Here is a 14,999-nt window from a genome sequence, read left to right as displayed (position 1 = left end):
GGGCTGCGCGGCGCAGAATAGAATAAAATGAATACGATTTGGAGGCCTTCATGACCGACAGCGCGCCCAGCCCCTTCACACCCGGGTACGGGAAGAAGCCTGCCGTCTTCGGCGGTCACGGGGAAGAGCTCCGCGAACTCCAGTCGGTGTTCGAGACCCTCGACTTCGGCGAGAACCACTCGGTGCTCGTCTCCGGACTCCGCGGAGCGGGAAAGACCTCGTTCCTCACCACACTGCAGGACGCCGCTCGCGACGCGGGCTGGGTGGTCATCAGCGACGACGCCAGCGCAGGCCTCACCGGGCGGATCATGGACTCCGCCATCCCCACTCTCATCAACGGGATGGCTCCCGCCACCCGGGCGAGACTCACCACGCTGGGCGTCTGGCAGTTCAACGCCGAGGTCCAGTACGTCGATCGCCAGCGGACGGTCAAGCCGCAACTCCGGACGGACCTCGTCGCCCTGTCCTCGGCGCTCGCCGGCAGCGGCGGCATTCTCATCACCATCGACGAGGTCTCCTCCGGCAAGGTCCGCCTGCGCGAGCTCAGCTCCTTCGCCCTGCAGGTCTCGCACGCCCTCGAGGACGGCGCCCCGGTCATGATCGTCTTCGCAGGGGTGAGGGTCAGCCTCGATGCCCTCCTCGCGGCCGAGCACACCACCTTCCTCCGACGCTCCCGCGAGGTGCAGTTCGAACGCCTCTCCGCCTCCGAGACGCAGCGCGTCTTCGTCGAGACAGCGCGTCTGGGCGGGCGCAGCATCGACAAGGAAGCGCTGCGTACCCTCGTCTCCCTCTCCCAGGGCTATCCCTACCTCGTCCAGCTTGCGGGCGACTACGCCTGGCGCAACGACAGCACCGCCCCGTCGATCACGCTCGCCGACGCCACCGTCGCGCACGATCGAGCCATCCGCGCCGTCGAGAGCCGGGTCATCAGTCGCGTGTACGGGGACCTCTCGGATGTCGACCAGAAGTTCATGAGCGCGATGGCCGAGGACGAGGATCGGAGCAGAGTCGCGGACATCGTGCGTCGGATGGGGGTGTCCGACGCCTACGTGCAGGTCTACAAGAAGCGGCTCATCGACTCGGGTTACGTGCATCCCGCCGGCCACGGGTACGTGCAGTTCTCGCTCCCCTACCTCGGCGCTTACATCCGCCGCCGCATCGCCGCAGAGTCGAGCGAGGGCGGTATCGACGGCGGCTGGGACGGCTACCCGGCTCCCGACCTGCCCTCCTGAGACGCGCCTCGACTGTCACCGCCCGGGGCCTCTGCCGCCGGTCCGGTCGGAACGCGACGTCAGCGGACCGCGGCGAGCGCCGCTCCGAGCAGGTCGGTGAGCACGGTGCCGCGCGAGCCCGCCTCCTCCGGGTGCCACTGCACGCACCAGAGCGGCGCGGACTCGTGCTCGAGGGCCTCGACGGTGCCGTCGTCGGCACGGGCGACCACCACGAGCCCCTCGCCCGGGCGGTCGACGGCCTGGTGGTGAGCGCTGCGCACATCGAGCTCGACGGCGCCGAGGATGCGGGCAAGGGCGCTCGCGGGATCGAGGGCTACACGGTGCTCGACCATCGCGGACAGGTGCTCGCCCGGCACCGAGCGGCCGACGTGTCCGCCGAGATGCTGCAGCAGGTCGCCGCCGAGCGCGACGTTCACCAGCTGCATGCCCCGGCAGATGCCGACCAGCGGGGTGCGGGTCTCGACAGCCCGGCGGACGAGCGCGATCTGCGCGCGGTCGGCCTCGGGGAAGGACTGGCCGCGGTGCGGGTCGTCCGGCCGGCCGCCGTAGAACTGCGGATCGACATCCTCGCCGCCGGTGACGACGACGGCATCGGCCGCGGCGAGCCGCCGCTCGAGCTCGGGCGCCCCGGCCTGCGCGGCGGGGACGCGGTCGACGACGAAGCCGGCGGCGGTGGCGGCCGAGACGACGCTCGCGGTGAGCAGCTGCAGCTCGATCTCGTACTCCGGATCGTCACGGCCGCCGTCGGCGACGTCGACGACGAGCAGGACAGGGCGATCGGAGGCCATGCGGACATCGTGCCAGCGCCGGGCCCCGTCGCGGGCCTGAACACACGCACAGCCCCTGGTCAGGAAAGCACTCCCGCGCATAGAGTGTTCACGTTCACATTCCGTGCGAAGACGCACACCTCCGCGGCCCTGCGGATCGTGCCTCGACGCCGCACCGACCACGAGGGCCATCCGCATGAGACGATCACGAACGGCGGTGAGGACCGCCCTGGCTGTCGCGACCGTCGCCGCCACGGCGCTGCTCGGCGCCACGATTCCGAGCTCCGCCTTCGGAGCCACCGAGACCCCGCTCCTCCACTACACCTTCGACACCGCCCCCTCCGGCACCACGGTCGCCGACAGCAGCGGCAACGGCTACAGCGCGACGCTGCGCGGCTCCGGAGCCCAGTTCCGCAACGGACTGATCAGCCTCCCCGGCGGGTCCGCCTCGGCCGCCCCCTCCCTCGAGATCCCCACCGCCGGCCTCGTCGGCAAGAAGAACCTCACCTTCTCGACCTGGCTCGCGAACAAGGGCGGCACCGGCAACGTCGCCGCCGCGTTCGTCGGGGCGCCCGTCGCCGCCGGGGCGCAGTTCTCCTCCGGCTACTGGCTGCTCAACCCGAGCAACCTCTCCGGCTACACGAAGTCCGTCGTCACCAACTCCGTCAACGCGAGCGCCCCCTACAGCACCGAGGTCGGCGCCGGAGCCACGGGCACCCCGACCCTCGGCGCCCGCACCCCCTCCGGCCTCTCGCTCTACACGACCGTGATCGACGGCACCACCGGGAAGCTCACCGTCTACGTCAACGGCGCGCAGATCTCGCAGAGCACCATCGCCCGCGACGTCTCCTCCTTCGGCTCGTCCCTCGTCGCGTACATCGCGCGCTCGACGTACAACGATCCGGGCTGGAACGGCGAGATGGACGACTTCGCCGTCTACGACAGCGCCCTCAGCAGCACGGCCGTGCAAGCGCTCTACTCCTCGCAGGCCCTCGACCGCGCCGTCGCGTCGGTCACGGTGCCCACGGAGGCGACCGCCGGATTCACGGTGCCCACCACCGCCAGCGGGGTCGGCATCACCTGGCGCTCGAGCAGCCCGGCCGTCGCGATCACCGGTGGCACCGCGACCGTCACGCGGCCGGCCGCGGGGCAGCCGGACGCCTCCGCGACCCTGACCGCGACGTACACGGTCGGCTCCGACTCCCGCTCGGTCGACTACGTGGTGACGGTCGCCGCACAGCTCGACGACGCCACCAGGGTCCAGCGCGACCTCGCCGCGATCGCGATCCCGAACGTCGGCGACATCCGCACGAACGTCTCGGTCCCCTCCACCGGTGCGCTCGGCTCGAGCATCGAGTGGAGCGTCGTCAGCCCGAGCGGAGCGACCGTCCGCGACGGCAGCGCCGCCGGCACCCGCACGCTCGACGTGGACCGCCCCGCAGCAGGCAGCCCCGCCATCGACGTGGTCGTCCGCGCGACGGCCACGAGCGGAGCCGCCACCCGCACCCGCGACGTCACCCTCCGCGTGCAGCCGCTCCCCGCCGGCGCCGACGACACCGAGGCCTACGTCTGGGCGTTCTTCACCGGAGAGGGCGACGGCGCCGAGCGCATCAGCCTCGCCGCCTCGAAGGGCGACGACGCGCTGAGCTGGAACACGCTCAACGACGGCAAGCCGGTCTTCACCTCGAACCTGGGGACGAAGGGCCTGCGCGACCCGTTCATCATCCGCTCCCCCGAGGGCGACAAGTTCTTCATGCTCGCCACCGACCTGAAGATCGACGGACTCCCCGGCGGCTTCGACACCGCCCAGAAGTCCGGCTCGACCTACATCGAGGTGTGGGAGTCGACCGACCTGGTGAACTGGTCGGAGCAGCGCCACGTGAAGGTGTCCACCGACTTCGCCGGCAACACCTGGGCCCCCGAGGCGTTCTGGGACGAGGAGCTCGACACCTACGTGGTGTTCTGGGCCTCGAACATGTACCCGACCACGAACGCAGCCGACCGCACCGCCGTCACCTACAACCAGATGATGTACGCGACGACCGACGACTTCGTCACCTTCTCGGAGGCGACGCCGTGGATCGACGTCAAGCGCGGCACCGGACGCGGGACCATCGACTCCACCGTCGCGAAGGACGGCGACACCTACTACCGCTTCACCAAGGACGAAGCCTCGATGACGCTCCGGGAGGAGAAGAGCACCGACCTCCTGGCCACCATCACGGGCTCGCTACCCGGCGCCGGCGGACCCGCGGACGAGTGGTCTCTGGTCAAGGAGCGGGTCGCCTCGGGCCTGCCCAATGGCGAGCCCGGCAAGACCTTCACCAGCGGTGAGGGCCCGAACGTCTTCCCCGCCAACGAGGGCGACGTGAACGGCCTCGACTGGTTCCTCTTCATCGACCAGCCGAACTACCACGACGGGCCGAACCACTACATCCCGTTCGGCACCGACGACCTCGCGAACGGCGACTCCTGGCAGCCGCTCGGAGCGAAGCTGCGCGCCGGCCTGCCGCAGAACGCCGACGGCGGCAAGCCGCGCCACGGCACGGTCGTCCCGGTGACCCGCGCCGAGTACCAGAAGGTGCTCGAGGGCTACGCCCCGGGCCTGGCCGTCGCCTCGGTCGCTCCGCTGACCGCGACGACCACGGCGGGCACCGCGCCCGTGCTGCCCCGCGCCACCATCACGACCGCGGCCGGTGCCACCAGCACCGCCGACGTGGCGTGGGAGGCGGTCGCCCCCGCCGCCTACGCCGCGGCCGGGACCTTCACGGTCTCGGGAGTCGCACAGGACGCCTCGCGGATGCCGGTCCAGGTCACCGTCACCGTGCAGTCCTCGCTGAAGGTCAGTGCGACGGCCTCGTCGCGCTGCCTCGCCGGCAAGGTTGTGCTGACGGTCGTCGCCAAGAACGGCGACACCGTGCCGATGGACGTCTCGGTCAGCACCTCGGAGGGCGTGAAGACGTTCTCCGGAGTGAAGCCGGGCGCGTCCGCGTCCGCCGCCTACACGGTGCGCTCGACGCAGCTCGCCGCGGGCCAGGCGACGGTCACGGGCACAGCCACGGTCGGCGGCACGGTCGTCACGGCCGCGGCCACCGCGCGGTACACCACGCGCAGCTGCTGACGCTGAGCACGGGGAGCCCGTCGCACCTCACCGGTGCGGCGGGCCTCCCGGCGTCTCAGAACCAGAGGTGCAGCGTGAAGTCGAACCGGTCTCCGGCTTCGCGCCGCAGGTCGATGAGCAGCCGGCGACCCTCCTGATCGAACCACTTGCGGCGCTCCTCGCTGCCGTAGAGGCCGGTGCGATGGTCGGCGTACTTGTTGAAGAACGCCGCCCAGGCGACCAGGCGGTCGTACAGCTGGGGCGAGAGGATGCTGCGCCAGTCGATCGGGTCGGCGGGCGTCGCCCCGATGTGATCGTTCAGCGGCCACCGCTGCCCATAGTCGACGCGGAGGCGCAGGGTGAGTCTGCCCTCCGGCTCACCACGAGCGGGCACCGGCCCGTCGACGTACCATCGGGACGCCATCATCAGCAGTCCGACTGGTAGTGAGTCGGGTAACTCGTTATGACGCTCTTGTTGTTCGCGGAGACGATAACGGTGGGCTGATAGGTGGTGATGTAGGTGCCGTCAGACTTGTAGATATCGATGGAAGTCGTGAAGCAGAGCTTGTCGTTTCCGTGGTCGTCTGGCGCCTTGTCGTCGACGATGGCCTCGCCTGTGGCGTAGAGCATGAAGTCGTCCCACAATCCTCCACCGAACGAGTCGACGACATCCTGCCAATCTGCTTCGTGGCCCACATCGTTGAGCGACCCATCCCCGTCACGGATGTGGATGTAGCCACTGGCGCTGTCGCCACAGAACAGGTCGACATACCCCAGGACAGTGTCGTCCCACGACTTGACGCTCACGTCTCCGAAACCAGCATTGCAAAGACCGATTGTCCCAGGATCCAAGAGGCTGGTCCCGAGGGAGTCGTTTTCCGCGGAAGAAGTCTCAGGAGCACTTGGCAGATAGTAACGAACGGACGCCTTCGAATCAGCAGCCACGGCGGTTGGAGCCCCGGCAATCGCGCCGACAAGCAGTGTCGCCATACAAACACCCATGGCCATCAGAACTCTTGATTTCAGCATGAAAAGACCCCCGAATTGTTGGAGTTCACTGTGCAATCCAAGCAGGGCGCCTCGACCACTGTCTCACCCGCTGGTGTACGCTCCGGATTCCGCGAACGCAAGAGTGAGAGTGCGCGGGGAAAACGTGATCGCGCTCTCATCCGCGCGGCAACGAGAAAGTATGGATCTGCTGGAAACACCCGGTACAGGCACTCAGATCAGCTATCCAGGAAACGGCACGCCCGCTCACACGGCATCCCTGGGAGCCCGTCGAAGCTACGCTTCGAGGCGCCGCTCGCGCGGCGAGGCGCCGCCCCCGCTGCGGTGTCTCGGCGCGCCCGCCGACGTCTCGACGCGAGGTGGGCAGGCGCGGGGCAGGCGTCGCACGCCGCGTGCTTCACTGGACGGATGACCACGCGTGACGACCACATCGCCGACTTCGCCGAGTTCCTGAACGCCTCCCCCTCCTCCTTCCACGCGGCGGCCGAGGCGGCACGCAGACTCGAGGAGGCAGGATTCACGGGGCTGGACGAGACGCACGCGTGGCCCGCGGCGCCCGGGCGCTACTACGTCGTCCGCGACGGCGCGATCATCGCTTGGCACCTGCCCGAAGGAGCCGGCGCGGTCACGCCGTTCCGCATCCTGGGCGCGCACACCGACTCGCCCGGCTTCATGCTCAAGCCGCAGCCGACGATCGGCTCGAAGGGCTGGCTCCAGGCCGGCGTCGAGATCTACGGCGGACCGCTGCTCAACTCATGGCTCGACCGCGAGCTCGAGCTGGCCGGCCGCGTGGTCACGCGCGGCGGCGAGACCCGGCTGCTGCGGACCGGGCCGTTCCTCCGCATCCCTCAGCTCGCGATCCACCTCGACCGTTCGGCGAACGACGCGCTCACCCTCGATCGGCAGAAGCACACGGTCCCGGTGTTCGGCGTCGGCGACGCCGCCGAGGTCGACCTGCTCGGGCTGCTCGCCGCGCACGCCGGGCTCGACGACGCCTCCGAGATCGCCGGCTACGACCTGGTCACCGCCGACACGCAGCAGCCCCGCCGCTTCGGCCTCGACGAGGTGTTCCTGGCCGCCGGTCGGATGGACGACCTCAGCTCGGTGCACGCCGGCCTCGTCGCGCTCCTCGCGGCGAGCGCCGGGCCGCAGACGTCGCCCGCGCACATCAGCGTGCTCGCGGCCTTCGACCACGAGGAGCTCGGCTCCGCGAGCCGGTCCGGAGCGAGCGGCCCGTTCCTCGAGGACGTCCTCTCGCGCATCGGCACGGCCCTCGGCGCCGGCGTCGACGAGCGCGCCCGGGCGATCGCCTCCTCCTGGTGCCTCTCGGCCGACGCGGGCCACTCCGTGCACCCCAACTACTCCGAGAAGCACGATCCGGCGAACCAGCCCGTCGCGGGGAAGGGGCCGCTGCTCAAGATCAACGCGACGCAGCGTTACGCGACGGATGCGCGAGGGGCCGCACTGTGGGCGGGCCTCTGCGCGCGGGCTGGCGTCGATTACCAGGAGTTCGTCTCGAACAACACCGTCCCCTGCGGATCCACGATCGGGCCGCTCACCGCGACCCGGCTCGGGATCGCGACCGTCGATGTGGGCGTGCCGCTACTCTCGATGCACTCGGCGCGCGAGCTCGCGCACATCGACGATCTCGCGGCCCTGACGCGGGTGATCGAGGAGTTCTTCGCCCCCTCGGTGTGAGTCCGGGCGGAGCCGGGCGCACGTGCGTCACGAGGCCTTGCTAGCGTCGTCGGATGGTCGGCATCACGTATCCACGACCGCTCCTGCGCGGCGGGCGCATCGAGGTGCCCGCGCCGTCGATGGGGGTTCCGGAGCAGCTGCACGAGCGGTTGCACGCAGCCGTGGCCGCGCTGACCGGCCGCGGATTCGACGTCCACCTGCGTCCGCACGCGACGCTTGAGGGCCTGACCCCTGCACCGGCGGCCGAGCGGGCTCAGGACCTCGAGGCCGCCTTCCGGGGCGCCGACGCCGTCGTACCGCCGTGGGGAGGCGAGCTGGCCGTCGAGCTGCTCGAGCTGCTCGACTGGGAGGAGCTCGCCGCGTCTCGGGCCTGGTTCGTCGGCTGGTCGGACATCTCGACCCTGCTCCTGCCCCTGACGCTCCTGACCGGACTGGCCACGCTGCACGGCGCGAACCTGGATGAGCGGTCGGCTGATCGGCGGTTGCCTCGAGACGGTCTCGCTGCTCGCCGGCTCGCCGTTCGGCGACGTGCCGGAGTTCGCACGCCGCTGTGCTCCGGAGGGGACGATCGTGTATCTCGAGGCGTCCGGGTCCGATTCGGTCTCGGTGCTGCGCCTGCTGCGGTCCCTCCGGCTGGCCGGCTGGTTCGACGCAGCCACAGGAATCCTCATCGGGCGCACCTCAGGCCCGGAGGCCGCCGGGCTGAGTCAGGAGGACGCGGTGCGGCGCGCACTCGGCGATCTCGGCCTCCCGGTGATCCTCGACGTCGACACGGGGCACGTGCCTCCGCAGGCACCGCTGGTGAACGGCGCCCTCGCCGAGGTCGTGCTGTCGGAGGGGCGCGGCCGCATCACGCAACACCTGGTGGCCTGAGCACCGGGCTCAGCGCCCGGCGTGCGGACCGGCCGGGAGCGGTCCCGCTCTGTGCCGGGCGCGAAGGCGAACGCAGGGTTCGATCGACGGGCTGGACTCCTCGGCGAGAAGACGCAATCCCACGAAGAACGCAGTGGGGTGGGCGTCGTGACCTCGACGCCTCCCGGGCGTTCTACGAGCAGTATCTCGGCCTTGTGCGCTCGCCCGCCGGGCCGCCGCGCGCCGTCGTCTTCGACACGACCCCGATCCCCTTCGCCCTCCGCGACCCGGCTCCCGGCACCGATCTCGACTCCGCCGCCCGCCCGGGCATCGGAGCCGCGATCTGGCTCCACGCCACGGACGTACAGGACATCCACGACGCCCTCACCGCCGACGGGCACGAGATCGTCGCCGCTCCGATCGACGGCCCCTTCGGCCGCACGTTCACCTTCGCCGACCCCGACGGCTATCACGTGACGCTGCACGACCGGGCCTGACCAGGGACGGCCGCAACCGACGAATCGTCGGGCTGTCGCCCGACGCCCCTTCGTGCGAGTCTGAGCGCGACGCTGGCGGCTTTCCCGTGCTGACACACGGGGCCAGTGGTCCGGCACCCGCCGCGGGTCACTCTCCCCAGAGCCCAGTACGCGACGGGTGCCGTCCCTTTCCCTTGGACGGATGCGGCGTTCCCCTTCCTCCGCACCCCTCCGTTCGCCGGATCAGTCTGTGCGTCCTCCGTCGGCCGGCGCCGTAGCACCCAGGCCTTCGCAGACAGGTCGGTGTCGGTGTCCTCCGGATTGGGGAAGACGCCGAGGCGGGAGTCAGGGAGCACGCAGACGGTCGGGTTCTCGACCTCGATCGGTGCTCCGCCCGAGACGGCTCCGTCCGGCACCGCGCTCCAGCTCGCCCGGCACGTGTCGAGCGCCGCGTCCACGCGGGCGTCGAGCGGCAGGAGGGCGAACGCGTCACGGTCGTCGTCGGCGAGCGCGGTCGTGATGCGCTCGGCCCGCAGATCGGGGGCGGAGTAGCAGTCGAAGCGGGTGTTCGCCTCGTCGTTCGTGGCCTGGGTCACCGCGATCGCCGCGGCACTGGTGCCGATCGCGACGACGGCGGCGACGCCGAGGCCGGCGAGGCGCCGGCGCCTGGCCACGCGCTGCCGCAGAGCGATCCCGGTGAAGACGGCGTGGCGCATGCGGGCGAGCTGTTCGGGCGTGGGCCCGAGGTCGATGGTCATCGGTTCTCCCCTTCGGAGGGGTGCAGATCGAGGGGGCGCAGTGCGGCGCGGAGCGTCGCGCGGAGTCTGCTCAGGCGGTTGCGGACCGCGCCGTGCGAGGCTCCGAGCGCACTGGCGGCGTCGGCGTAGCTGCTGCCCTGCTCGATGCACAGGTAGTAGAGCGCTTGATCGGTCTCAGAGAGCTCGGAGACCGCGTCCTCGATGGCCGCGACCAGGAGGCGTCTCTCGACTTCGCCCTCCGGACTCTCGCGGTGATCGGGGTGGAGGGACAGATCGGCGTCGTCGGTGCGGTTGCGCGCCCGCGTCCTGCTGCGGACCAGGTTGAGCGCCGTGAAGCGTGCGGTCGTCAGCAGCCACGGCAGGGCGGAGGCGTCGACCACGGTGGCGTCGGCGATCCGGGTCCAGGTCGTGAGGAACACGTCCTGGACGACGTCCTCGGCATCGATCGGTTCGCGCACGATGCTGAGGGCGTAGCGGTAGGTGGTGGGCGCGTGCCGATCGTAGAGGCGCCCGAAGGCCGCCCGATCGCCGCGCCGCGCGGCCTCGAGCAGAGCGGCATCACCGTCGGCGGAAGCGGCGGGCGCCTCTGTCGCCGACATCGCATCCGCTGGTGAGTCCATGCTTAGTGGTGTCCGGAGGAGGCGGATCGTCTCACTATCCGCAGCAGATCGTCGGAACACTTCCTTGACACCTCCCCCGGGCCTGGCCAAGCTGACCCTGCGCGCGTTGTCAGACGTCCGCACTCATCTGGGGAGATGACTCATGTTCACGATAGAGATGTTTTCAGCGCGCCGCTTCGCGGTCGCCGCCGGTATCGCGGTCCTTCTCGTGAGCGGCGCCGTCGCTCCTCCTGCCGCGGCGGAGGAGGGCGGCGCCGAGAACTGCATCCGCATCATCGAGCTCGATCGCGAGCTCTGCGCTCCGGTGCAGGAGGACCTGCACCAGAAGGTCCTCGAGGAGACGGGCCTGCGGGTCGTCGAGCAGCCGGCCGCGCGCTCGGTGAGCAGAGCCGCCCTGACCACGCAGGCGACCTACGTGATCACGCGACTGTACGACGACCTGAACCAGGGCGGCAGCTCCTACGAGGTCACGAGCGGCACGCCCTGCAACGGCAGCACCGTGAAGTCGGTCGGTGACATCGGCTCCAGCTGGTACGGGCGGGTCAGCTCGTTCGCCACCTTCGGCGGCTGCACGGTCAAGATCTGGGAGAACACGAATTTCAGCGGCGCCAGCTTCGGCTACGCCGGCAGCACCGGATTCGTGGGCGCCGCCATGAACGACCGCACCCGGTCGGTCCAGGCCCGCTGAGCCGCGTCGGTGCCCGACCGACGGGTGCCGCCCACCCACGGCCGGTGCGTTCGACCGCACCCGCCTCCCGTCCTCGCCGAACGCTGCTCCGTCGCCCGCCGGCGTCCGCGCTCCGCCGCCTCCCGAGAACGGCCCAGCCATGCTCACTCCACCGACCATCTGCCCGCGCCCACCGGGGCCGACCGCTCCGAAGGTGACAGTGCGACCTCCGGCCCTCCTGCGACCGCAGGCGCCTCACCAGGACCTCGCGTCCCTCCTCCGGCTGCTCCCGCGCCTGATCGACGCCGAAGGAGCCGCGGTCGCCAGCCTCGGCGGCCTCTTCGGCGAGGAGTCGGTCGCGGCGAGCAGTCCGGCCGCCTCCCGTCTCGATGCGGAGCAGGTGCGGCTCGGCCAGGGCCCGAGCTGGGACGCGTTCGAGACCGCCCTGCCGGTGCAACTGCGGGCCGCGCGTGCGGCCGACCGGCTCCGCTGGCCCCTCCTCGCGGCGCCACTGCGGGAGGAGGGCATCGCGGTCGTCGCGGCGCTGCCCCTGCGGTTCGGACCGCTCGAGATCGGCGCGCTCACGGTCTATCGCAGCAGCGACGCCGCGTTCGACGAGGACCACCTGCGGCTGGCCGCCGACCTCGCCGTGCTGGTGTCGCGCTCGATCCTCGCCCGGCACGCCGAGGGGCGCGACCCGGTCGCGGCGCCCCACCGGGTGCACGAGGGAGCCGAGACGCTCGCGCGCCTCACCGGACTGTCGCAGGCCGAGTCACTGCTCGCGATGCAGGCCTACGCGGCCCGAACCGGCGACTCCCTGCTCGACGTCGCGGCCGGCCTCTCGGCGAGCCGCAGCGTCTGAAGCGGACACCTCCGATCAGGCGGTGCGCTGGAGCAGCAGCACGCCGTCCAGGAGCGTCGCCGCACCTCCGTCGGGCGCGGTCACCGAGCGCTCCCGCGTCTCGACGATGCGGGGGAGCCACTCGGCCGGGTCCAGCGCGAGGGCCTCGAACTCCTCCTCCGGGCCGAGCAGGCGCACCGCGCCGTGGCGGTGCTCCTCGCCGCTCGCCCAGGGCGGAGGGGCGACGTGCGAGACGATGGCCAGGTGCCCGCCCGGCACGACGACTCCGGCAGCGCGACGCAGCACGTCGATCCGCGGGAACTCGACCATCGAGTGCAGGAAGCCGGCCGTGACCAGCTCGAACCCGCCCTCGATCGGCCATGGGTCGGCGAGGTCGGCCTGCACGAAGGCCATGTCGGCGTTCTGCTCGGCGGCCGCCGCCCTGGCCCGACCCAGGGCCGTCTCGGAGAGGTCGAGGCCCGTCACCCGCCAGCCGCGCGAGGCGAGCCAGAGCGCATCGGCGCCCTCGCCCGCGCCGAGGTCGAGGGCACTGGCAGGCGGCAGCTCGCCGACCAGGTCGACCAGGGTGGCGTTGGGGCGGCCCGACCAGATCCGGTCGGCGTCCGAGTAGCGCGCCTCCCAATGCTCGCGTGCGGTGCTCATGCGGTTCCTCGTCTCGGGCGGGACGGCGCCCGCGTCGAGGATGCCGCTCGATCGGCCGGCACGCCACTGATCGTGCCGTTCCGGCACGGAGCCACTTCCCCAGCGCCGCTCGCGCCGGTTAGCGTCGGCACATGGGCCTCCGACTCGAAGAGATCATCGTCGACTGCATCGACTTCCGCACCGTCGGCCACTGGTGGCAGGAGGCGCTCGGCTGGGACGTCGTGGACGAGGACGACGACGGGATCGAGCTACTCGCTCCCTCCGGCCGCGGCCCGAGCCTGCTGTTCCTCGACGTCCCCGAGCGCAAGACGCTGAAGAACCGGCTGCACCTCGACTTCGTGCCGGACGACCAGGAGGCGGAGGTGGCGCGGCTGGTCGGCCTCGGGGCGACGCGGGTCGACGTGGGTCAGGGCGAGCGCTCGTGGGTCGTGCTGGCCGACCCGGAGGGCAACGAGTTCTGCATCCTCTCCGCCCGGGAGTGAGAGCGCTTCTCCTCCCCCCGACGCTCCTGGAGGGCGAGATCTCCCTGCGCACGCATCGGCGCCACGAGCAGGTGCGCTCGGCCCTCTCCGCCACGGCGCGCGCCCTCGTCGCGGGCGAGGCGGGCCAGCCTTCTGGCCTGCCTCCCGTTCGCGTCGGAGAAGGTGCCCGAGAGACGCCGGGTCCAGCCGGCGGCGTCCCTCAGGCGTCTGCGCCCCGTCCACGCGAGAGCGCCGACGGGAAGACCACTCAGTCGAGGTAGTCGATATCGTCCCACGGCCGGTGGACATCGCCGGTATCGCGGTCGTCGTCCAGGACCTCGAGTTCCTCGAAAATCACGGGGACGCCGGACGAGATCAGCACGCTGACCTGGCGGTTCCCGACGATGACGAAGTCGATCAGACCGCCTCCGGCCTGAGTGGCCCGGGTCGCCGACTGCTTCAGATCGTCGACGTCGGTCCCCTGGGACAGGCCGTAGGTCTTCCCTTCGATGGTGACAGTGGTGCGGATCATGTGGCGCTGCGGCTCCTCGGCTCGGTGCGCTCACCCTACGAACCGGGCGCGACCGCTGCCAGGCCTTGCGGTGACCACGCCGTCCTGGCAGGTGGCCGGCTGGGTGGGGCGGTGCGGGCGGCGGAGTCAACCGGGCGCGGCCGCCGGCCGGGGGTCGTAGCGTGGGAGACGTCCGCACGTTCCGCATCCAGCGACAAGGAGGATCTGATGACCGAGAAGAACACTCCCGAGGACCCGCAGACCACCGATCCCGAGCACGTGGATCCCGAGACGGCCACCGACCCCGAGGGCGACCCGGTCGAGAACCCGTCGGGCTGAGCCCGGCCACAGAACGGCCCGCTGCTGCCGGGACGCCGCTGAGACCGCGGCGTCTCGGGAGGCGGTGGGCCGTTCCCGTGTCCGGCGCCGCCATACTGGCGGAGTGCAGGCCGAGGACGACGAGCGCAGGGACCTCGAGCGGATCCTGTCGGCCCGGCCCCGCGACGACGGCGACGACCGGGAGGAGCGGCGCAGGGCCCTGCGACGGCTCCGCGACCTGGACGAGGCCCCCGCCGGCACCGCAGCCGACGGCGAGGACGCTCCCGCGCCGGTCAGTCCCCCAGAGGCAGCTCCGACGCGGGCCGCTCCTGTGCAGGCCGGCCCGCCCGCCGCAGCGCAGACGCCTCCGTCTCGCCGACGCCGGACTCCCGTGATCGCCCTCGCCGCTGTCGGAGGCGTCGCGCTCGGCGCCCTCGCCGCCACCGCCCTCCTCCTCCCGCCGACCGCTGACCCGGTCACGGCCCCCTCCGCCTCTCCCTCCGCCTCTCCCGCCGACCGTTTCGCGGCCCTCGTCGAGACCTGGGAGCCGACGACCGATGTCCCGGCCGGCCTCGCCCTCCTCGCGGGCGATGCTCCTGTCTACGCATCCGGCTTCGACACCGCGCAGGACGACCGCCTCTTGATCACCGCGCCCGACCAGACGCAGGTCTGCCTCGCGGTGCAGCGCCCGGACGCGACCTTCATCGCCGGATGCACGGGCGCGGACGCCTTCTGGGCAGGAGAGCCTCTGCGGGTCAGCGGCACCGCGCTCGTCGACGGCTCGCCCGTGTACACGCAGATCACGCTCCACCCCGACGGCTCGATCGAGGGCGGGTACCAGGTCGTCCCGACGAACGGAGAGCCGTGACGACGGCGCGGTGAGGCGACCGAGGACGGGGGCAGCGTCGACTGGATGCGCTCACCCGCTCCGACGCGCTGTCGCGGCAGCTCCGACCGGCGGCCGCGAGCAGCGGCCTCACGCGCGGGTGGCCTGCGCCGCGTCGGCGAGCACCGCGGCCACCTCGCC

Annotated in this window: 16 protein-coding genes and 1 pseudogene; 10 read left to right on the top strand and 7 right to left on the bottom strand. The window is 71.4% G+C overall.

What is annotated here, in order from left to right; translation table 11 throughout:
• Positions 1–50: 50 nt before the first annotated feature.
• The gene (locus tag ACH61_RS04130; RefSeq protein ID WP_068208901.1) at positions 51–1,232 is read left to right on the top strand and encodes an ATP-binding protein; all 1,182 of its coding nucleotides are present in this window, start codon (positions 51–53) and stop codon (positions 1,230–1,232) included.
• Between the two features lie 59 nt (positions 1,233–1,291).
• Here ACH61_RS04130 and ACH61_RS04125 read toward each other — a convergent pair whose 3' ends face one another.
• Complete coding sequence (locus tag ACH61_RS04125) at positions 1,292–2,020, bottom strand: gamma-glutamyl-gamma-aminobutyrate hydrolase family protein (RefSeq protein WP_068208900.1); 729 nt, start codon at positions 2,018–2,020, stop codon at positions 1,292–1,294.
• Between the two features lie 175 nt (positions 2,021–2,195).
• Here ACH61_RS04125 and ACH61_RS04120 point away from each other — a divergent pair, with 175 nt between their 5' ends.
• The gene (locus ACH61_RS04120) at positions 2,196–5,120 is read left to right on the top strand and encodes an immunoglobulin-like domain-containing protein (RefSeq protein ID WP_082845004.1); all 2,925 of its coding nucleotides are present in this window, start codon (positions 2,196–2,198) and stop codon (positions 5,118–5,120) included.
• A 55-nt stretch (positions 5,121–5,175) separates the two neighbouring features.
• Here ACH61_RS04120 and ACH61_RS04115 read toward each other — a convergent pair whose 3' ends face one another.
• A complete protein-coding gene (locus ACH61_RS04115; protein WP_132505852.1) occupies positions 5,176–5,526 on the bottom strand; it encodes a hypothetical protein in 351 nt (116 codons plus the stop codon).
• Entirely contained in the window at positions 5,526–6,128 is a 603-nt protein-coding gene (locus tag ACH61_RS16730; RefSeq protein WP_132505855.1) for a hypothetical protein, read from the bottom strand. Before ACH61_RS16730 ends, ACH61_RS04115 begins: the two co-directional genes overlap by 1 nt.
• Positions 6,129–6,515: 387 nt before the next feature.
• On the opposite strand from ACH61_RS16730, the gene ACH61_RS04105 reads away from it, so the two are divergent.
• From ACH61_RS04105 to ACH61_RS04095, 4 genes and pseudogenes are all read left to right on the top strand, one after another.
• Positions 6,516–7,805, top strand: a complete 1,290-nt coding sequence (locus tag ACH61_RS04105; protein ID WP_068208882.1) for a M18 family aminopeptidase — start codon at positions 6,516–6,518, stop codon at positions 7,803–7,805.
• A gap of 53 nt (positions 7,806–7,858) precedes the next feature.
• Positions 7,859–8,194, top strand: a pseudogene (locus tag ACH61_RS18155) (LD-carboxypeptidase); the annotation flags it as partial.
• Between the two features lie 70 nt (positions 8,195–8,264).
• A complete protein-coding gene (locus ACH61_RS18150) occupies positions 8,265–8,678 on the top strand; it encodes a S66 peptidase family protein (RefSeq protein WP_236713532.1) in 414 nt (137 codons plus the stop codon).
• A gap of 116 nt (positions 8,679–8,794) precedes the next feature.
• Positions 8,795–9,154 carry a VOC family protein gene (locus tag ACH61_RS04095; protein WP_068208945.1) on the top strand — a complete coding sequence of 120 codons (360 nt, stop codon included), beginning with the start codon at positions 8,795–8,797 and terminating at the stop codon, positions 9,152–9,154.
• Here the strand turns inward: ACH61_RS04095 and ACH61_RS04090 are convergent.
• Both ACH61_RS04090 and ACH61_RS04085 read right to left on the bottom strand, forming a co-directional pair.
• Complete coding sequence (locus ACH61_RS04090) at positions 9,127–9,891, bottom strand: hypothetical protein (protein ID WP_068208879.1); 765 nt, start codon at positions 9,889–9,891, stop codon at positions 9,127–9,129. The genes ACH61_RS04095 and ACH61_RS04090 overlap by 28 nt on opposite strands.
• Positions 9,888–10,511, bottom strand: coding sequence for an RNA polymerase sigma factor (locus ACH61_RS04085; protein WP_199220901.1), 624 nt, complete (start codon positions 10,509–10,511; stop codon positions 9,888–9,890). The genes ACH61_RS04090 and ACH61_RS04085 overlap by 4 nt, the downstream gene beginning before the upstream one ends.
• Before the next feature lie 157 nt (positions 10,512–10,668).
• Between ACH61_RS04085 and ACH61_RS04080 the strand changes: the two genes are divergently transcribed.
• Both ACH61_RS04080 and ACH61_RS04075 read left to right on the top strand, forming a co-directional pair.
• Positions 10,669–11,199, top strand: a complete 531-nt coding sequence (locus tag ACH61_RS04080) for a peptidase inhibitor family I36 protein (protein WP_068208872.1) — start codon at positions 10,669–10,671, stop codon at positions 11,197–11,199.
• A 193-nt stretch (positions 11,200–11,392) separates the two neighbouring features.
• On the top strand, positions 11,393–12,040 hold the full coding sequence (locus ACH61_RS04075) for a GAF domain-containing protein (protein WP_158286139.1): 648 nt from the start codon (positions 11,393–11,395) through the stop codon (positions 12,038–12,040).
• A gap of 15 nt (positions 12,041–12,055) precedes the next feature.
• Here the strand turns inward: ACH61_RS04075 and ACH61_RS04070 are convergent, their stop codons facing one another.
• Complete coding sequence (locus ACH61_RS04070) at positions 12,056–12,682, bottom strand: class I SAM-dependent methyltransferase (protein WP_068208942.1); 627 nt, start codon at positions 12,680–12,682, stop codon at positions 12,056–12,058.
• Positions 12,683–12,813: 131 nt separating this feature from the next.
• On the opposite strand from ACH61_RS04070, the gene ACH61_RS04065 reads away from it, so the two are divergent.
• On the top strand, positions 12,814–13,164 hold the full coding sequence (locus ACH61_RS04065) for a VOC family protein (RefSeq protein ID WP_068208869.1): 351 nt from the start codon (positions 12,814–12,816) through the stop codon (positions 13,162–13,164).
• A 247-nt stretch (positions 13,165–13,411) separates the two neighbouring features.
• Here ACH61_RS04065 and ACH61_RS04060 read toward each other — a convergent pair whose 3' ends face one another.
• Entirely contained in the window at positions 13,412–13,675 is a 264-nt protein-coding gene (locus ACH61_RS04060) for a hypothetical protein (RefSeq protein ID WP_068208867.1), read from the bottom strand.
• 421 nt (positions 13,676–14,096) lie between these two features.
• Between ACH61_RS04060 and ACH61_RS04055 the strand changes: the two genes are divergently transcribed.
• Entirely contained in the window at positions 14,097–14,840 is a 744-nt protein-coding gene (locus ACH61_RS04055) for a hypothetical protein (protein WP_068208864.1), read from the top strand.
• Positions 14,841–14,999: the final 159 nt, after the last annotated feature.

The sequence above is a fragment of the Rathayibacter tanaceti genome, from assembly GCF_001634385.1.
Taxonomy (GTDB): domain Bacteria; phylum Actinomycetota; class Actinomycetes; order Actinomycetales; family Microbacteriaceae; genus Rathayibacter; species Rathayibacter tanaceti.
Note: the sequence above shows the minus strand (reverse complement) of the source record. Positions and strands in the feature narration are given on the sequence as shown.